This window comes from Halomicronema sp. CCY15110 (assembly GCF_016888165.1).
Classification (GTDB): Bacteria; Cyanobacteriota; Cyanobacteriia; order Phormidesmidales; family Phormidesmidaceae; genus Halomicronema.
In genome coordinates this window covers 1-19,811 of sequence record NZ_JACSWC010000315.1, presented here as the reverse complement: position 1 = coordinate 19,811, position 19,811 = coordinate 1, and the positions used below count along the sequence as shown (strand labels likewise).

Genomic DNA, 19,811 nt, shown 5'->3' with positions numbered 1-19,811 from the left:
CTGCAAATGTCGCAACGGTGAAATTTTAGTGCCGGCCAACAAGAGCAAAATCACCACCAAACATTGCCCCCTAGCGGCCCCTTTGGTGTAAACCCGTCAAAATCTCCAGCGATTTTTGTGAAGTTTATTTGAATCTCTTTGGGGGTTTTCTCAGCTAACGCCGAACAATCTGAACAACCAATGGCTAACCCACCGCGAAAGAGGAAGTGGTGTCGTTTAGCATTGACCGAGATCAGCGCAGCTTGCAGGTAATCCGCTTTAAAACCGACAGGATCAAGCCAATCAAAAAATAATCATCTAAGAGAGTAAAAATACTCAGTCAAATATTTAACCTGTGTCAGATGTTATCAGAAGCCCACAAAACCTTAGGGCAACCTGATGATGGCGACCTGATTCCGATACAATAAACGCAAAAGTAATTTTTTTATGAACCGCTTTACAATCTTATGTCTTTGAAGGCTGACGAATCGACTTTTGAGGCTGAAGTCCTGGGATCACCTGTTCCCGTCCTTGTCCATTTTTGGGCACCTTGGTGTGGCGTATGCCGTTTGGTTGAGCCACTGCTGCTGAGCTTGCAAGATGAGTGGTTGAGTAGTTTCCGACTAGTAGATGTCAATGCTGACGAGAACTTCAGGCTGGCAAATCAGTATCGGTTAACTACGCTGCCAACAATTTTGCTGTTTCAGAATGGTGAGCTTTGCCATCGCATTGAAGGCATTAACAGTCGCGACGGCCTTAAGGCCTCTTTAGCCAAATATCTGAATGACTGTAGTCATCAACTCGTGGGCTTAGAGCCCTCGATTAAGATTCAGCCTTACACCGGAGCCTAAATCGGCATGATTGGGGGACTGGTTTAGTCCAATGGCGGCAAGTATCCCTCAATCAGCATGTCAGAGGCAATTGACGTGAGCGTTACATCGGTCAGGTTAATTGCTTTGTTCATTTTGCGAATGCCTAAGTCACCAACGGGCGTTGGGCAGTCAGTGCCTCCCACAATTTTGGGCGCGACAAAGGCATGGACTTTTTGGACGCAATTTTGCGCGATCGCGCGCGCCGCCAACTGTCCACCACATTCCCACAACACTGATCGCAGCCCGCGCTCTTGCAGCGCGTGAAATACGTCTAGCGGTTCTAAGGTTGGCAGGGCGATCACCTCCACTCCTTGGTGTTCTAGCTGCTGTTCTCGTCTAACGGGACGTTCTAAACAGCAAAAAACTAGCGTCTGAGCTGATTCAACATCCCAGAGATATGCCTGTTCGGGCAAATCGAGATGGCGGCTCATCACCACTCGCAGGGGATTGCGATCGCCTTGCCCATGGCTGGTGAGGCGCGGATTATCTCGGCGCACAGTTTGCCCACCCACAATCACCGCATCACACCGACTGCGTAATCGATGCACCCAGACCCTGGAGTCGGGGCCAGTGATCCAGGCACTATGCCCGGTTGAAGTCGCAATCTTGCCATCGAGGGTCATGGCGTATTTCAAGATGCCAAAGGGCCGCTGCTGCACAACGCTGTGAGCAAAGGCTTCATTTAATTTTTGACAGGCCGCTTCGTCAACGCCGACGGTCACTGCAATGCCTGCCTGCCGTAACCGCTCAACGCCACTGCCAGCCACTCGCGGATCTGGGTCGATCATGCCCACGACGACCCGAGTAATGCCAGCCGTCATAATCGCTTCAGTACAGGGCGGCGTGCGCCCCGTGTGGTTACAAGGTTCCAGATTGACGTAGAGGGTGGCCCCCTGAGCGCGATCGCCCGCCGCTCTAAGGGCAAACACTTCGGCATGGGGCTGCCCCGCGCCCGGATGCCAGCCCTCGCCCATAACTTCCCCATCTTTAACAATCACCGACCCGACTAAGGGGTTAGGGGAGGTTTTGCCTGCTGCTTGCTGCGCGAGTTCTCGACAGCGCTGCATCCAACTGTGGTCATCGGCGTGGTGGGCGATCGTCGAAGACATGGGACAAACCTCAATTTCACTCAACCGAAACCGTCCCTATTTTGGCAAGTTCATCTCACCAGCCGTTTTGTATCGCTTGAATTACTTGGCTCTAATCAACCTGATGACTAGCAATCCAGTCATCGCATCATCGCGTCTTGAACCAGCATCAGTCACAGCAGAACGGTTTTACTACAACCTAACCAAGAACCATAACACCGCAAGTGCCTTTCTATCTGTAATGTTCTTTTAAGAATTTATTAGTCGGCTGTGTTAAGTTGCGTAAACAATGGGCGACTCGTCCTTGCATAACTGTTGCCAACGTTTTTTCAGGAACTTGTGATGACATCGACTACTTCGGCAGTAAAAGCCTTCATTGCAGCCCACGACGGCACATCGTTGCTCAGTCAAGACTTGGAACGTACGACTGATCAGCTGTTTGCAAGTCTGCTGTTTCGTGATTTGCTGCTGGCTTTGATCAACGCTCCTGCTTTTGCCCCCGAGCTCGGGCAGGAGTTTGCGATGGTCGGAGCGATTAAAGGATTATCGGCCTGTCGTCGATTGCGAAGTTGCCTCAATAGCTCGCTTAGTCATTTCTTTGGTTTACTGTCTGAACTGTTGGGCGCTTTCGATATTGCCGCTGGGGTGGCTTGGTCTAAGTTAGCGACCCAAATTCGTCAATCATCCTTAGGAGAAGAAAAGCTGCTGCAGGTTTTGGTTCACAGTTCTGAGGGGGCTTTTTATCGGCAGCTAGCCGAGCATCTGGTGGAAGCGGATCCGCACGCGATTTATCCCACTTCTAGTTATCGTCAGAGTCAGGGCTTTGTCGTCAGCACTGAAGACGACCAAACGGTTGAGGCGGTGATGACGTCCAGTACCTTCACCTCCATTCGGGTACTGGAAAATGTACTCGATCCCCAGCAAACCATCCTGCGAGATATGTACATCTCTGCTGGTCGCTGTGTCGCTCTGCTTGACCAGAACGTGGAGCGCTTTTATGGCGAGCAGATTGAGCATTATTTTGCCCACTACGGCATTCAGCTAGATAAGCTGGTCTACCGGGCCATGGAAGTCGATAAAGGCATTCACACGGTAGAACGGATGCTGGGCGACTTTAAGCGTTTGGGGGTGTCGCGGAATGAGCCGGTCCTGATTGTCGGGGGGGGGGTTCTGACGGATACTGGCGGTTTGGCCTGTGCCCTTTATCACCGCAACACACCCTACGTGATGCTGTCGACTTCGATTGTGGCGGGGATTGATGCCGGTCCATCACCACGCACCTGTTGTGATGGCTTTGGGTACAAAAACTTGTTTGGGGCTTACCATGCGCCCGTGCTGTCAATTACCGATCGCGCTTTCTTCAAAACTTTGAAAGAAGGATGGTTGCGTCACGGCATCGCGGAAATCATCAAAATGGCGACCGTCAAAGATGCAGAATTGTTTGCTTACCTGGAACAAGCTGGCCCCGAACTGATCGCGACTCGCTTTGGCACCTTGGACTGTCATGCTGATGCGCCGATTTGTGAGCTCTCTCAGAAAATTTTGGGGGCGGCGATGCGTAGCTATGTCGAAGCTGAGTACGACAACTTGTACGAGACCCATCAGTGTCGCCCCCATGCCTATGGTCATACCTGGTCTCCCGGCTTTGAAATTGCGGCGGGACTGCTGCATGGTCATGCCGTCGCCGTTGGCATGGGCTTTGGTGCTTACCTGAGCTATCGCCATGAGTGGATTAGTCAGGAAGATTTCCGACGCATTCTGAATTTGATTAGCTCCTTTGGTCTGAGTTTGTGGAGTGACATTTTGCTCGATCGCGATCTCATGTGGGAAGCTCAGGAAAAAATGGTGCAAAAGCGGGGGAATAATCTCGTGGCTCCGCTCCCGAAGGGCACGATTGGGCAATGCGGTTATCTCAACACCATGACTCAGGATGAGTTGATCATCGCGGTTTCGGAATACCAGACCCTTTGTGCGGAGTATCCTCGGGCTGGCGTGGGGGTTGATCCGCTTTGCAGTGATGTGGGTCTCGAAGATCCGTCAACGGTGGCGCACCATACTCCAACTGGTGCAGATGTGTTGTCAACAGTGCAGGAGGCGATCGCGTAACCCGATGTCTATCGAAACATTTGACCTGGTCATTCCACTATTCAAACTGCGGTGGAATACACGGGCAGTGCTGGAGGGACTCACCAAGCACTATCAACCCCGCACCATCCACATCATTACGCCGACGCCAGAAGCGGCCCCCTTGCGGACTCAGGTTACCCACTGGCAAACCGCTCCCATTGTGGTTCACGAAGAGGAGCCGTTCTTTAGTCCCGTCGGTCTCTCGAAGGAGTCGATTTGCGCGGAGCTAGATCTGGGGGAATCGTTGTACACGCCAGGCTGGTTCTACCAGCAGCTATTAAAGCTGGGGGCTTACGAAGGCATTCCTGATCTCAGCGAGTGGTATCTCGTGTGGGATAGCGACCTGCTGCCAGTGGCGACTTGGCCGATTTTTCAAACGGTGGAGGGAGCGACCAAACACGCATTTGCGCTGCTGCAAAGCAACCAGACGGGGAATGCCAAAATCGTGGATACCTGGGCCAATTGGATTCGCTCAGTCCTGCAGGTCGAAGCAATCATAGACCCCGCAGGGACGTTTATTCCGCATCACATGTGGTTTAAGCGATCGCACTTACAGGCTATGGCCCAGCGAGTGCAAGCCTACTACGGCTCGACGGAACCCTGGCTCCAACTGATGATGCGATCGGCCAATGAATTTGGCACCTATGGCGAATACTGGATCTATTCGTCATGGGTGGCGGCGACGGCTCCCGATGACCTCGCGTTTCATCCCTATGAAGCCTATGGCGCGACCACAGAGCGGTTCTTTGATGACGGCACAGGACTGTTTTCAGCAGCTTTAAAGCAAGCACAAGCGGCTACCGACGAGCCATTCTCGCCAAGCTATGAAACGGTGTCAGCCTTTATTCAGCAAGCTTATGGCACTGATCTCCTGCCGTCTTCGCTGTCCTTTGAGAGTAGTCCCCGGCACCTCAAAAAAGACGAGAAGAACATGCACATTGAGGAGTCGCGATCGCGCTGGAATCCTCGCAGCGTAGCCACTGCCAGCACTTAATCAACGACGATAGGGAATTCGCTTAAATGACACCCCCAACATTACAACGCTTTCTGTAGGGGTTAGGCATTGCCAAACCCCTACGATCGGGGGCGTTATTTTTAAGCAGCTTCCATAGCGCGAGCATCTATGACTTAAAAGGGATAGCCGATCGGCCATCCCTTTTGTTGCCAGGAAGGGATCACGGGTTGAAATCCTCAATTCAAAGCGAACGATTCTCAAAACCTGATTGCAGTAATACAGGGCAGGCTTTAAGAGGCGATCGCAACTGACTAGGACCGAAATCCTGTTAACGGTAGTTAGTGAACTGCAACGCCACTGGCCAGTCTGCGGACTTCAAAAGTTGAATAGCGATTTGCAGATCATCTTTAGATTTTGCCGACACCCGTACCGCATCTCCTTGAATCGAGGCCTGAGCCTTTTTGATGTTGTCACGCACAAATTTAGAAATATCTTTGGCGATTTCCTTATCAATGCCTTCTTTTAGCGTGACGACCTGGCGGACGCGGCCACCGCTCGCCGATTCGGCTTTACCAAAGTCAAAAATTTTCAGCGACAAATTGCGCTTAGCAGCTTTCGTTTGCAAGATGGATTGCACCGACTGCAACGTCATGTTGCTATCGGTTTCAAGCGTGATGGTATTCTCGCTTAGATCAATAGAGGTTTTGCTGTCTTTGAGGTCGTAGCGGTTCGTAATTTCGCGGCTGGCCTGATCGATCGCATTGACCAGTTCTTGACGATCAAATTCGCTAACGACATCAAAGGAATAGTTAGAGGCCATAAGCTCCAAACGGCTAACAACACGGACAACACGTTGCATGGGCATTTCAGCAACGTTCTTAAACCTACATCACTAATGCCTCTGATTTAAACCTTACAGCAGAGAAAAGTCCAATGAACGTTGCGCCGACTTGGAGGGATTAGCGGTAATTGATTATGGGGTCTCTGACCAAGAACGGTAAGGGGCCTTAGCCAGGTTGGAATTATAGTAGCGGGCCTCGTGGGAGACTTCAGCCCCCACCCAAGGCGGCAGGTCAAAGACTTCGGTTTCGCTCTCTAGCTCGACTTCAGCCATGACCAAGCCAGCATTATCGCCCAAGAACTCGTCAATCTCCCATAAATGGCTGCCGACGTTGATGCGATAACGCCATTTTTCAATTAGGGGCGGCTGACAGAGATCAGCCAGCATGGTCTCCGCATCGGCTAGCGGAATATCATATTCAAATTCTTGTCGCGACACCCCGTTGGTTGGCCCTTTGATCGTGAGATAACCGCGATCGCCCACTACCCTGACCCGGACCGTCGTGCCATTTTGGGTGGGAAGGTATCCCTGGCGATACAGCGTGCCTTTGACGTATTGTCGCCAGGCCACATCAGTCACCAAAAACTTACGCTCAATTTCTTGTGCCATCGCGGCTACCCTGCACTAGACACGTCGATCATACCCTTGCCAATGTCCAGCTTCTACTCGGATGAACTGCAAAAAGGTCATGAGTGCCGCAGTGCTGGGGAGGACTGCCTTCGTGCGATGACTATCTGCTCATGGGCAACACTAACGAGCTCAAACGGAACTGTGACGGTTAAAGACAGATTAATAGACGCGCCGCAAAACGTAGTTGCCTAATTCAACCAGAGCTTTCTGCGACTCTGACGAGGGTAGGTCTTCGAGGCAGGCGATCGCTTGCCGCACCTGTTGAGTTGCGAGTTCCCGCGATCGGGCAATGCCCTCGCTGTGGTGAATCAAATCAAGTGCCTGTTCAAAATCTGCTGGCTCTGCAAACTCGCGTTCAATCATTCCCCTCAAGTAGGGTTTTTCTTGCAAAGCAAACAGCACTGGCGCAGTCAGATTACCACTCTTCAAATCGGACCCAGCTGGCTTACCCAAAACCTCGCTAGACCCGGTGAAATCCAAAATATCATCAACAATTTGAAACGCCAGCCCTAAAGAACGGCCATAAGCATACAAATTATCCAGTTGATGACTCGGCAAACTACTCAAAACACCTACCGACTTCGCGCTATTCGCAATCAGAGACGCCGTTTTGTAATAACTCTTGTCTAGATAAGCTTCCAAAGTCAAATCGGTGTCAAAGCGATTAAGCCCCTGCTGAATCTCGCCCTCTGCCAGATCCATAATTACTTCAGACAACAGCTTGACCACAGTTAGATTGTCTAAGTTAGCGAGATACCACGACGACTGGGCAAACAGGAAGTCACCGGCTAACACCGCCACCCGATTCCCAAAACTGCTGTGAACGGTCGGCACGCCTCGCCGCACATCAGATTCATCGACGACGTCGTCATGCACCAGACTCGCCGTGTGAATCATCTCAGTAATCTCAGCCAAGCGACGATGCTGCGGCAGGATGTCAGATCCCGTGGAAACAGCTCTTGCCAGCAATAACACGATGGCAGGGCGGATGCGTTTGCCGCCTGCGCCAAAAAGATGTTCGGCAGCAGCGTACAGAATGGGATGTTTTGCACCAACCAAATTCTTCAAGTTTTCTACCAGAACTTGAAGATCGGACTCGACTGGTGCAAATAGAGATGTCACTGGAACCATGGATAAGCCGACCCAGGCGGAGGTTTACGAAATTTTACAGTTCTCAGTCTATTCTAAGGCAACCACAACAGCAGGTGGGAATCACAGCGATGAAAACTCCTAATGAGACGATCGCCGACAGACTCAACTTGCCGAATCACCTCACTCAGCACACTACTGCTAACGCCAGCCATTAAGAGTCAAAACCTGGTGCCGTAGCAACCTGAGACTTATTGACCTCGATCAAGTGTCAGCATCACCCACCAAACTTTGGGGCAAGCCCTACGTAAAGAACGCAGCATTGCCGAGCAAACCGATTGGCATAATCCACCACTTCAGGAACCAATGTGAGGTGCCAAAAACAGGCGATAGTCGCCAGTGGCCGCATTATTTGCTTGCAAAACTTAAATAAAAGTTAAGTAGCCAAGATGTTTTTGAAAACCATGCAAATCTCTTTACTGGAGAAGTCTAGGAGCACTCGTAGGTGTGTTAGACTGACGGTAAGTTTTGAAGCAAATTGAATAGTGCTGTCCTCCAATTTGTTGCTGGTTCTTACGAACTTGTTCTGTTGCAACAGTTGTTAGGCACTTGTTGTTATCTCTAGGGGTTCATTGGCCTATCGCAAAGCAAGCGATTAGTTTTGGGTGGGAGTAATTTTGAAATTGTCCTGGCTGCTCATTTGAAGGCTATGGCGGTTCCAGTAATCCATCCAAGTCATACTGATCTCGCGTGTCTCGCGTGAAGCAGAAGAGCTGTTTGAGCTTTAGCGGCAACTGTCTAGTCGGTTATTCAGTGCTGTTTATTGCCGCCGTTCACTCCACTTCTCCGCTCATCACGATGAATCTCCTCCTGACACCGACTATTTGGATTTTGATGCTTGCGATCGCTTATCTTGTTGTCGTTTATGGCCTGCTTTGGTGGGCGCAGCGCTGGGGCAAATCAGGCAAACGACGCAGTATTTTTTAGATCTGGACTATCTTCAAAGGCCACTGTGCAACGGCTCAACGATTGGAATAATTGCCTTGCGTAGCCTGTTTCTCAGTAACCTTACAATCGCTGCCAGGTGGTTCCGCCGCCTGGCTTATTTTATGGCGGCAAGCAGAGCGCTCATAATCAGTCGGTGAGATCGTCCAAAAACTCCGTCACACATTATGCGGGGCAGCGCGTTAAATCGTTCTGAGTCTCGCCATCACGTGCGTGACTACAACGCCGAACCCAGGCAGTGAGTTCGGCTGCTGAGGCCATCGACCCAGGCGTCTCTGACTGACGGCGACCCCGTATTTTTACAGTTATTGCCATCAAAATGATGGTCTAAAATCTGGGTTCTTGGGGAAAGGCTGCATACCCTGCCAGGCAAGGAACTGCGGTTCATCACGCAGGCTCATGGTGACGTCTCCCAGCCATTATTAATCCTCGTTAACTTTAAACGGAATGGGCAATATCCGCTCCAATATTGGCTTATGAGTAAGTTGACTATCCCAGCTCAACCTGATGCTTAGCCTTCCTGGATATCATAATTTTGTCCTGCTTTATGATGGCCCTAATTCGCGGGTTTATCGGGCGGAAGAGATGGCTGATGCTCAGACGGTTATCCTCAAAGTTTTGAAGGCTGACTATCCCACGACTGAGCAACTGAAGCGATATCAGCAGGAATATCGACTTTGCCGAGAACTCGATTGTCCTAGGGTGATCAAAGCCCATCAGCTGCAAACCTGGCGTAAGACTCTGGTCATTGTTTTTGAGGATTTTGGCGGGATTGATCTACAGCAATGGCGATCGCAGCAGGCGGCCCAGGTGTCGATCGCGGCAGGGTTAGAAATCGGTCTAAACATTGCCCAAGCTTTGGCGGCGCTCCATCGTCAAAATGTCATTCATAAGGATATCAATCCGGCAAATGTGGTGCTGCATCCGCCATCGATGCGGCTCAAAGTTATTGACTTAGGAATTGCAACACAGCTGAGCCGTGAAACGCCTTCGCTGCAATCGCTGGAAGCGATCGAAGGCACCCTCGCCTATCTGTCGCCAGAGCAAACTGGCCGCATGAATCGCCCGTTGGACTATCGCACTGATTTTTATTCCCTGGGCGCAACTTTATACGATCTGCTGACGGGTCGCCCCCCATTTGTGGGGGACGACATGGCGGCCATCATTCACAGTCATTTGGCGCGTCCGCCGTTGCCACCAGAAACCTTGAATCCCAAGATTCCGCCGATGGTGTCGCAGTTGGTATTGCGACTACTCGCGAAAAATGCAGAGGAGCGTTATTCCAGCGCGGATGGTATCGCTCACGACTTGCAGCGCTGTTTAACGGCCTGGGTTGAGACTGGTCAAATTCCAGGGTTTCAACTGGGGCAGGCCGATCACCGCGATCGCTTACAAATTCCGGCGAAGCTATATGGTCGGGACACAGAAGTGGCAGCGCTACTGGCGGCCTGCGATCGCACTGCCCGCCCCGACACTCTGGCTGAGTGGGTGTTGGTTTCGGGCTATTCAGGGATTGGCAAAACCGCCTTAGTGCAAGAAACCCACAAACCCATCACCGTCCAGCGCGGCCACTATATCAGCGGTAAGTTTGACCAGTTGCAGCGCAATCTGCCCTACAGCGCCTTGATCCAAGCCTTTACGACCTTGGTGCGGCAATTGCTAACCCGTAGCGAAGCCGAAGTTTCAAAATGGCGCGATGCCCTGCAGCAAGCCCTGACCCCAAATGCATCGGTATTAATTGCGGTCATTCCGGAGCTAGCGCTGATCCTCGGGCCACAACCTGCCGTTCCCCCGTTAAGTACGGGGGCCGCTCAAAACCGACTTCATCTGGTGTTTGAACAGTTTATTCGGGTGTTTAGTCAGCCTCAGCACCCGCTGATTCTCTTTCTAGATGATTTGCAGTGGGCTGATAATGCCTCGCTTCAGCTCATTCAGGTGATTTTACAAGCCGAGGCCCACCAATCACTATTGCTCATCGGCGCTTATCGTGATAACGAAGTGGAGGCGACCCATCCGCTGCGACACCTCATAGCTGAGCTACAGCAAGCACAAGTCCGAATTCAGGAATTACATTTGCAACCTTTGCAGTTTGAGCATGTCGTGCAGCTCTTGCATGACACCTTTCCCCAGGCTGCAACGGCGGCCTGCAATGCGCTGGCCCGTCTGTTGCAAGTCAAAACCGACGGCAATCCCTTCTTCATGGGGGAATTTCTGAAGGCGCTGGATGCGGCCGGGTTGATCACCTGCGATCGCCAGCGGGGATGGCAGTGGAGTTTAAGCGACATTGAAGCTGCCAACATAACTGACAATGTGGTGTCGTTGATGGTGGGCAAACTACAGCAATTGCCTCAGGCCACCCAAGCAGCGTTGCCAGTCGGGGCGGCGATCGGCAATCACTTTGCGCTGTCACTGGTGGCAGCGGTGCAAGCAGAGCCTTTGTCCATCACAGCAGCCCACCTCTGGGAAGCGGTCCAGGCTGGGTTCATCATTCCTGAGAACGACAACTATAAACTGTGGCAGGCGATCGCGGGAAGCGACCTGATTCCGCCCACCGATGTGCAGCAAGCCGAAGTGAGCTATCGATTTTTGCATGATCGCGTGCAACAAGCCGCCTACTCCCTGATTGCGCCAGACCAGGTGGCAGAGCTGCACTGGTGCATTGGCCGCACCTGGCAACAACAACTCACGCCCGCCCAGCAGCAGGAACAGATCTTTGATCTCGTCAACCATCTCAACTATGGAGTGGAGGGGCTGAACGAACCGACAGAGCGGGTCGCCCTCGCGCGGCTGAATCTGACCGCTGGCCAAAAAGGGCTCGCAGCTGCTGCCTACGGGCCAGCGTGGAGTTATCTCAAAACCGGGTTGCATTGCCTAGGTGCAGATGCCTGGCAGCAGCAGTATGGCCTCACCCTGGCATTAACCCAAACCGCCGCCGAGGCCGCCCTGCTCAACGGTCACTTTGAGCAGATGGATCACCTCATCACCGCTGTGGTCAGTCACGCGTCCGGCATCATAGATTGCGTGCCCGTTTATACAGTGCAAATTCAAGCCCTCATGGCGCGTCATGAGTTAGCGGCGGCAGCACAGCTGGGGGTGCGCGTACTGCGCCAATTAGGGGTGCGACTGCCGGCGCAGCCCAGCCAGTTCCAGATTGTATGGGGGTTAGGACGAGCCAAGCTAGCCCTATGGGGCAAACCGACCGACAAGCTGGCGCGACTGCCAGAAATGCAGACCCCGGAAGCGATCGCGGCGACCAAAGTCTTAGCCAGCATTGCTTCGGCGACTTATCTCGCAGTGCCTAACCTGTTTCCTCTCACCGTGTTTAGGCAAGTAGAACTGTCTGCACAGCAGGGCAATTTGCCTGACTCCGCCTTCTCTTATGCCATGTACGGCCTAATTATGTGCGGTGTCGTTGGCGACTTAAAGGGTGGCTATCAGTATGGGCAACTGGCGATCGCCCTCCTTGATCGCTGCGGCACTCGGGCCTTATCGGCGCGCACCCTATTTGTAATGAACACTTTTATTCGCCACTGGCGTGAGCCACTCGCCACCACCCTGCCAGAACTCCAGCAGGGATTTCAGCTAGGCTGCGAAACGGGGGATTTGGAGTATGCGAGCTTTTGCGGACAAATGTCAATTATGCATCGGTTGTTCCTGGGCGAATCACTTCCTGAACTTGCCGAACAGGCTGACACCCTCGCCGCTGCAGTGCTGAAATTTAAGAAGCAGCCGATTTATGAACTCATTCAGCAGTCGCGGCAAGTTATCCATGCTTTGACGACCAATGGCGACCTGCGGTTACGCCTGGAGGGGCCTTTTTATAACGCGGCCAAACTGTTGCCACAGCACCTCACAGATGATTACCGCACAGCGATTTTTTACCTGCACAGTTACAAACTTTTTCTGCTGTATTGGTTTGATCAGCCAGATCAGGCGGTTGCCAGTGCCGATCAGGCAAAGCCCTACATCAAATCTGTGGTCGCCTTGTATATCTCAGGTTGGTACGTGTTTTATGATGCCTTGGCACGGCTAGCGGTGGCAGAATCTGCCAGTCCAGTTCGGCGGCGATCGCTCTTGCGCACAGTGCGCCATCACCGCCGTCAGCTCAACCGTTGGGCCAAGTCAGCCCCAGCGAACTATGGACACAAGCTCGCCTTGGTCGAGGCCGAGCTTCATCGTTTGCAGCGGCGGCATAACGCGGCAAGTGCAGCCTATGATCGGGCCATTGACCTAGCGCTGCAAAGTGACTTTATGGTCGAAGCGGGCCTCGCTTGCGAACGGGCCGCCCGATTTTATCTGGCCCAACAGCGCTTAATCGTGGCGCGAGCCTATTTTCAAGAAGCGGTGTTTTTGTACCGCCAGTGGGGGGCAACGGCCAAAGTCGCCCAGATGGAGGCCAGCTTTGGCGAACATCTTCAGCTAGAGCGACCAGTCCAGGGGCTCAACCAGGCTCAGACCCTAACATCCGGACACCGGCAACCGAGCACGGGCAATCATTTAAATCAAGACTTGGACTTACTGACGGTCATTGAAACAGCGAAAACCATTGCCGAAGAGATTCAACTTGACCAGCTTTTGGCCACGCTGATGCAGTTGCTGCTTGAAAATGCGGGGGCGCAGCGAGGTCTGTTGCTCTTTGAGGTCGATGGTCAATTAGAGATTGCGGCGAGTTATGAGATGGCTGCGGCGAAGGTTGACCTCACCAATGCCAGGTTGGCGGCGGCCAGCGATCGCCTCGCCATCGGGGTGGTCAACTACGTGGCGCGCACGGGCGATAGCGTCGTGTTAAATGACGCCACCCAAGCCAGACAGTTTCAACAAGACGTTTATATTCAAACCCAGCAGCCGCGATCGCTATTGTGTGCCCCCTTGCATAACCAGGGCAAACTCGCTGGCATTATTTACCTAGAAAATAATTTGGTCGCCGGAGCTTTCACCCCACAACGCTTAGAGCTCGTGAATTTGATCTCGGCCCAAGCGGCAATCTCGCTCGACAATGCGCGGTTGTACGAACAAACCCGCGAGAGCGAACGGCAACTGATGCAATTTATTGAAGCGATGCCCATCGGGGTGGGCATTTTTCGGAGCAATGGCACCCCCCATTATATGAATCAGCAGGCTCATGCTTTGTTGAACGGGGCAGTGGCGGACAGCAGCAACGTGGCCCCCCTAGCCCACCTTTTTGAGGCTCAGGTGGTCGAAACCGGCGATCGTTACCCAGCCGAAAAGTTACCTATCCGCCAGGCCCTGCTGGGAATTGCCAGTGCCGTTGATGATTTAGCCATTTGCGCCGGCGATCGCACCATTCCGATTGAGCTGCACAGTGCTCCGATTATGACCGAGTCAGGACATCTCAAGTACGTCATCGCTGTCTTTCAAGACATTACCGAGCGCCAACGCGCCCAAAAGCTCTTGGCCGATTACTCCCATGAATTGGAACAGGCCGTTCATCAGCGTACCGCCGAGTTAGCGCAAGAAGTGCAAGAACGTCAGCGCGCCCAAGAGCAATTGCTTTTAGCCAATCAGGAACTGCATCGACTCGCGAATGTTGATGGGCTGACTCAAGTCTCAAATCGCCGCTCCTTTGACCAGAAACTGGCAACGGAATGGCAACGACTGCAACGCGCCCAAAAACCACTCTCGCTGATTTTGTTTGATGTTGATTTCTTTAAGCGCTATAACGACGAGTATGGTCACCAAGCGGGCGATGATTGTTTGGTGCGCTTGGCACAGGCCGTCGCCCAGGTGGTAAATCGATCGGCAGATATGGTGGCCCGCTATGGCGGCGAAGAATTTGCCATTGTATTGCCTGAGACCACAGCAGCAGGTGCGATCGCGATCGCCACAACTATCCAACAGACCGTAACGGCTCTAGCGATTATCCACAACCGCTCAGAAGTTGCCACCTACGTCACCCTCAGCATGGGCATCGCAAGCCAGGTTCCACACCCTGACAGCGAGCCGAAAAACCTCATCGCTCAAGCGGACAAAGCGCTCTATCAAGCCAAACAACAGGGGCGCGATCGTTACTGCGTTTATGCGCACACCGAATCGCTGGGTTGATGACTCTTCAAGTTAATTACTCTTCAAACCGTCGCATCAAATACGCCACGCCAAAATCGCCATCGGGATGAGCTTCCAACAGTTGTGCTAGCTCAAAGACTTTGTTGGCAATTTCTGGTCCTAGTTTGTCAATGGTGGCAGCTTTTTCTCGCGCGGCAAAGTCCAACACTTTAACCTTACTTTGCCATTGGTCGCTAAAGATATAGTCCAAATGTTCGTCTAACCGGAGCCGTTGCAAGACTTCCCATTCACCGCGATCGCACCAATAGCCACGACAGTTGGGACACCGTTCCACAAAAAATGTCGTCCCTGATAGCTGCACTCGCCCTCGAACTAGATAGTTCTTACAGTCAGGACAAAGGGCAGCCCGATTATCCAAGGATGAGGGTTGAAAGTCGATCGGAGCTTGGCTGGGAACCACCGCCACCTCGGGCTCAGCGTCGCGGCCAACCCCGCGCTGATTTTGCCACTCAGCATAGCTTTCAGGTCGAATCCACGCGCCGCGACAGTCGGGACAACACAGGGCCGACAGGTCGCCAGACAACATGCCATCGCTGAGATCGACCTTCAGTTCCTTAGGGCACTTCACCATAACCAGACATCAAAACCAACAAAGCAGTTCTATTAAACCACTCCATCACCATGCAATTTACCTGACCTCAACCAGGAGTGACTTTGCCAGGCTGAAATGCACCTATCTGAAGATCGCGGACAAAGCTATAGATGCCCACCAGTCAAGGTGCCGATTACCGCAAGCACACAAGTCCTCGACGGTATCCATATCAATACCGATTCACCGTTGGGATGCTTGTCCCCTGATTTCCCTGCCGCGATCGCTCGACATCCTGAATCATTCGCCTCCGACGTCTTAATCGTCCCCATCAGATTAAGATGCCCTGAAGGAATTAAATTACGAGACAAATCAGGATGGGCTTCGATACCAGATAAAGACATCATCTCACCTTTACTCAGAGGTTTAACCGCCCAAAGTTGGCCCAACAAAAAGTTCAAACGTTGGACAAAATGATGCGATCTATACTTCGGCGACTCTGCTATTTTCCTGGCCAAATAGCAAACTTGTTCGATAACAGTAAAGGTTCTCAATCAGCGAGAACACCGGAGTTTTTGCCTAATGATTACCTTCCGGAAAATACTTGCGGGCATCTCCCTCCGGTTGTAGAAATCTTTGACCTTAACCACTAACAATAAGTCATAAAAAATGGGCAACTCTGCAAAAACAGAGTCACCCAAAATATCTGGGAACGCAATTGAGCTTACTGAAGCACCAACTTGACGTTAGCGTTTTGCAAGCCAGGACGCTTGACTTCAGCCAAGGTCTTGTTAACTGCATACTTTTGGTTGATCGAATTGATCAACTCAGTCTGGTTGTGCTTTTTAGCAACACCCCAGAGGTCAGCGATGAGATCAAAGCTGCCATCAGCATTGCGAGACCAGCCCAGATCATATTCGCCTTCGAGAACAGCAACGATGTCGGCACGAACGCGCTGACCGTTATAGCCGCGGACATCAGCTTCGGTCTTCACCGAAATGCCGAGGTCGCAGAGAGACTGCTTAAGAACTACAGCGTCGGTCACTTTCGTGCGCAAGGTGCTGAAGTGAGACATGGTGTTTCCTCCTGGAGAGAACTTGAGAGAGACAACGAGGTTTGAGAGAGATGAAGACGGACAGGGGATGAATCCCTAATCAACCTTCGAGATAAACGCTAGCAAAAATGCTAGCCCTTTTCCCTGACGGATCAGAGAAAAAGCCTTAAAACTCCATACGCTGGTATTCAGCGACGGAGGCTGCAGCCGGCCGTGCCCGCTGACGCGCCCAATCGCGCAGGGCGGTCACCTGTTCATTCATCGTCTTCGACAGGGGCATCGTTGACCGAATTGCAGCAATAATGTCTAGTTGGGTAAACTCTCGATCTTGGGCAAAGGCTTCATACATCGCCGAAATAATGCCCTGCTCAATTTCTGCGCCCGAGAACCCATCACAAACTTTAACTAACTGAAGCAGATCAAACCGCTCGATATCACGGCGGCGCTTCTGCAAGTGAATATTGAAAATTTCTTGACGCTCTTCCTCATTCGGCAAATCCACAAAGAAGATTTCGTCAAATCGACCTTTCCGGAGAAACTCACCAGGTAACCGTTCAACCCGGTTGGCCGTGGCCATCACAAATACAGGGGATCTTTTTTCCTGCATCCATGTTAAGAAGGTACCAAATATCCGACTAGAGGTCCCCCCATCAGAATCTGACGAACCCGAACTACCTGCGAAGGCTTTATCAATTTCATCAATAAAGAGGATAGCTGGCGAAATGGATTCAGCAGTGCGCAAGGCATTGCGTAGATTAGCCTCCGATCGCCCCACCGTGGAGCCGTCATAAACGCGCCCCAAATCTAGTCGTAACAGCGGCAGTCCCCACAAACGCGAAGTCGTCTTAGCAATCAACGACTTACCACAGCCGGGGACACCCAAAATCAACATGCCTTTCGGCTGAGGCAACCCATATTCCCGCGCCCGCTCGGTGAAAGCATTAGAGCGTTGGGTCAGCCAGTGCTTCAGCTCTTCCAAACCACCAACGGAATTGATGGTTTCATCAACTTCCATGAATTCGAGAATGCCGTTGCGCCGAATCAGTTGCTTTTTCTCAGTGAGAACGATGTCAACCTCGCTCTCGGTAAGCTTGCCCGCCGTGACTCGGGCCTTGCGATAGACCTTTTCGGCTTCGTCCCGTGTCAGACCTAAGGCTGCCTTCAAAAGCTTCTCACGCACGTCCGTCGTGATACGAGTCGACTTGGCCACATCTAATTCGCTGCTAAGCACCGTGTTCAACTCAGCCATGGTGGGTGGCGGGAAATCAAGTACAACGACTTCCTTTTCGAGTTCCACAGGAATTTCCTGCACGGGCGACATCAGGACGATAGTCTTCTGAGCGTCTTTAAAGCTAGCGATCGCATCCCGTAAGCAACGAGTCACTGCGGGAGAGTCTTTGAACGGATGCAAATCCTTGAAGATGTAGATCCCAGGCTCTCGTTGACGGGTTACCCACTCGACAGCCGCTTCAGGAGACACCGTACTGTTGTGCTGAGTGACATTACGAGGTTGACCATACTCGACAATGCCATGGGTCATTGTCCAGGTAAAGATCCGCCGCTGGGGCCGCAACTGCTGAGCTACGCTCGCAACCGCCTGCTCAGCCCGCTCTTCCTCGAAGGTTACTAAGTAAACGAGGGGATATTGCGCCTGTACGAGTATGTTGAGATCTTCTCTCATGACTTCTTCCTGACACTACATTCGCTTAAGAAGCGGCGAAACATCGACCCAAAGCGCGAACAAAACCCCTGACCAAAAGGGCCACCAACCTAGCAGTGAACCAGTTGGCCTTCTTCGGGACGCGAACCGCCCGAAATCACATCAGAAACTCCGACTGTTAACTCGTCGTCCGACGACCCAGACACATCTTTGACCGACATGAGGTCACCATCCCTAACCACGACCGCGTCGGAACAACTAGGACAGCTGTAAGTTCGATGGGTGCTGCCGTGACTTGAAACTTCTTCGACGACATCAGAATGTGACAAATAAAACTGGAGCGCCTTCTCAGCTAGCGAAGACATCGGCTCACCATCAACCGCTGAACGAATTTTCAATTGACGATGCAAGTCTGATGTGAGGTAGAGCGTAACTTTAGTAGCTTTTTGCTGGTCTTCCATGTCGCATTCCAACTGACGTGACCCGGGTATGGATGTCAAGGTAGCGACAATCCACCATGACTGTCAAGACAGAATGCCAGTATGACGTCTTTTTGTTTACATTTCGCAATAATTGAGCTACTTGGCAAGCCCGGCTTACGGGCTTTTTTCCTTTGCTGGAAACGCTTTGGGGTCTTTGAGATGCTTCCGAGATCGCTGGTTAAGAACTGTTGCTCTTCGCAATCAAACGCAACACCGTAATTTGTCTGGCCGAAACGATCGCTCACGGAGAGGGACAATTAGCGCTGGTTCTGCGATGTGCCGATGACAACGTTTTGATTTTTTCGTGGATCCAATCTAACGCAGTCAAGGTAGCGCAATATTGTCGTCTTGCGGGGCGATCGCCCTAATTTTTGAGCCCGCTTATCCACAAGGAGCTCAGGCCGACACCAAAAGTTGACCCCAAGATCAAGCTGCCTAATGGATGACTAAGGAAGGAAGCGGGTTCAGCTTTACACGGCAAACCAGGGGATTAGCCAAATCCTTGCGCGCGGCGCGACACTTGCCAAAGGACGACTTCGCCGTTGTTGCCTCCGGCCAATAGGCGATCGCCTGTGGGTGACCAAGCGAGGGTAGAAACGCCTGTGGAAAATACTTGGAGCGATTGATCTAGTTTGCGACCCTCACGCCACAGGGCTACCCGGCCATCCTGCCCTGCCGACGCTAGTAGCAAGGAATTGGGCTGAAACGCGATCGCATTCACCCGGTCTTGGTGATGTTGCAAAACTTGGGACTGCCAGCCGCCTTTTTTCGCCTGGGGGCCCCGTTCCCACACGGTGATGCCCTCGACACAAGCTGCCGCCACTAACGGCGACCCCAAAGACGTATCCGGCATTGACCAATCAATTTGTCTGACCTTGCCGGGAAACCCCTGCATTAGCCATGGAGGGGGACTGCCCCATTCGGTCACGGTGAGGGTGCGGTCTAAGTTGCCGGAGCCCAGATAACGACCATCGGCAGACCACGCGCAACACAAACTCGCCCCTGGTACGTCGATCGCCGTTGGGGGCGCGGTCCAATCAGCCTGCGACCAGACTTTGACCCCACCGTGCCCGCTCACCGCCAAGCGATCGCCCTGAGGATGCCAGGCCAAATGTAGCGCCGATGATGCTTCAAAATTGAGAGCGGCAACCGCCTGCTGGGTGGTCGCCTCCCAAATATGCACCGTAGAGCCAATGCCATAAGCCAGCAGTGGCAAGGTGGGGTGCCAAGCCAAAGTATCAATCCAGGCTCCATCGTAAGCAGCCAGCACCGACGGTTGACTGGTCTGCGCTTGCCAGAGGCACAGCTCCCCCGCTTGGCCGCCCCAAGCCCACAGATCGCCCTGGGCCGAGCAACCCAGACAGTTCACCGCTTGCCCCTGGGCCGCAGCCAGCGGGGTGGCCGTTCCCGTCTGGG

General features: G+C 52.5%; 14 protein-coding genes. 5 read left to right on the top strand and 9 right to left on the bottom strand.

What is annotated here, in order from left to right:
* Positions 1–446: 446 nt before the first annotated feature.
* Complete coding sequence (locus tag JUK32_RS14000; RefSeq protein WP_204139480.1) at positions 447–830, top strand: co-chaperone YbbN; 384 nt, start codon at positions 447–449, stop codon at positions 828–830.
* 23 nt (positions 831–853) lie between these two features.
* Here JUK32_RS14000 and ribD read toward each other — a convergent pair whose 3' ends face one another.
* Positions 854–1,960 (bottom strand): bifunctional diaminohydroxyphosphoribosylaminopyrimidine deaminase/5-amino-6-(5-phosphoribosylamino)uracil reductase RibD, encoded by a 1,107-nt coding sequence (gene ribD / locus JUK32_RS13995; protein ID WP_204139479.1) that lies wholly within the window; start codon positions 1,958–1,960, stop codon positions 854–856.
* Between the two features lie 321 nt (positions 1,961–2,281).
* On the opposite strand from ribD, the gene JUK32_RS13990 reads away from it, so the two are divergent.
* Both JUK32_RS13990 and JUK32_RS13985 read left to right on the top strand, forming a co-directional pair.
* Positions 2,282–4,045, top strand: coding sequence for a sedoheptulose 7-phosphate cyclase (locus JUK32_RS13990; RefSeq protein ID WP_204139478.1), 1,764 nt, complete (start codon positions 2,282–2,284; stop codon positions 4,043–4,045).
* Between the two features lie 4 nt (positions 4,046–4,049).
* On the top strand, positions 4,050–5,060 hold the full coding sequence (locus JUK32_RS13985; RefSeq protein ID WP_204139477.1) for a DUF6492 family protein: 1,011 nt from the start codon (positions 4,050–4,052) through the stop codon (positions 5,058–5,060).
* Positions 5,061–5,349: 289 nt separating this feature from the next.
* Here JUK32_RS13985 and JUK32_RS13980 read toward each other — a convergent pair whose 3' ends face one another.
* From JUK32_RS13980 to sds, 3 genes are all read right to left on the bottom strand, one after another.
* Positions 5,350–5,841, bottom strand: a complete 492-nt coding sequence (locus JUK32_RS13980; RefSeq protein WP_204139476.1) for a YajQ family cyclic di-GMP-binding protein — start codon at positions 5,839–5,841, stop codon at positions 5,350–5,352.
* A 153-nt stretch (positions 5,842–5,994) separates the two neighbouring features.
* The gene (locus JUK32_RS13975; protein ID WP_204139475.1) at positions 5,995–6,471 is read right to left on the bottom strand and encodes a CYTH domain-containing protein; all 477 of its coding nucleotides are present in this window, start codon (positions 6,469–6,471) and stop codon (positions 5,995–5,997) included.
* Positions 6,472–6,651: 180 nt separating this feature from the next.
* Entirely contained in the window at positions 6,652–7,623 is a 972-nt protein-coding gene (gene sds, locus JUK32_RS13970; protein ID WP_204139474.1) for a solanesyl diphosphate synthase, read from the bottom strand.
* Between the two features lie 717 nt (positions 7,624–8,340).
* Between sds and JUK32_RS13965 the strand changes: the two genes are divergently transcribed.
* Both JUK32_RS13965 and JUK32_RS13960 read left to right on the top strand, forming a co-directional pair.
* A complete protein-coding gene (locus JUK32_RS13965) occupies positions 8,341–8,568 on the top strand; it encodes a hypothetical protein (RefSeq protein ID WP_204139473.1) in 228 nt (75 codons plus the stop codon).
* Positions 8,569–9,093: 525 nt separating this feature from the next.
* Positions 9,094–14,649 carry a diguanylate cyclase domain-containing protein gene (locus tag JUK32_RS13960; protein WP_204139472.1) on the top strand — a complete coding sequence of 1,852 codons (5,556 nt, stop codon included), beginning with the start codon at positions 9,094–9,096 and terminating at the stop codon, positions 14,647–14,649.
* Positions 14,650–14,665: 16 nt separating this feature from the next.
* Here the strand turns inward: JUK32_RS13960 and JUK32_RS13955 are convergent, their stop codons facing one another.
* From JUK32_RS13955 to JUK32_RS13935, 5 genes are all read right to left on the bottom strand, one after another.
* Positions 14,666–15,241 (bottom strand): zf-TFIIB domain-containing protein, encoded by a 576-nt coding sequence (locus tag JUK32_RS13955; protein WP_204139471.1) that lies wholly within the window; start codon positions 15,239–15,241, stop codon positions 14,666–14,668.
* 682 nt (positions 15,242–15,923) lie between these two features.
* Positions 15,924–16,274 carry a DUF1257 domain-containing protein gene (locus JUK32_RS13950; RefSeq protein WP_204139470.1) on the bottom strand — a complete coding sequence of 117 codons (351 nt, stop codon included), beginning with the start codon at positions 16,272–16,274 and terminating at the stop codon, positions 15,924–15,926.
* A 145-nt stretch (positions 16,275–16,419) separates the two neighbouring features.
* Entirely contained in the window at positions 16,420–17,934 is a 1,515-nt protein-coding gene (locus JUK32_RS13945; protein WP_204139469.1) for an AAA family ATPase, read from the bottom strand.
* Between the two features lie 89 nt (positions 17,935–18,023).
* Positions 18,024–18,374 (bottom strand): hypothetical protein, encoded by a 351-nt coding sequence (locus tag JUK32_RS13940; protein ID WP_204139468.1) that lies wholly within the window; start codon positions 18,372–18,374, stop codon positions 18,024–18,026.
* Between the two features lie 511 nt (positions 18,375–18,885).
* Positions 18,886–19,811: WD40 repeat domain-containing protein (locus tag JUK32_RS13935; protein WP_204139467.1), on the bottom strand; the 926-nt coding region annotated here is incomplete at its 5' end.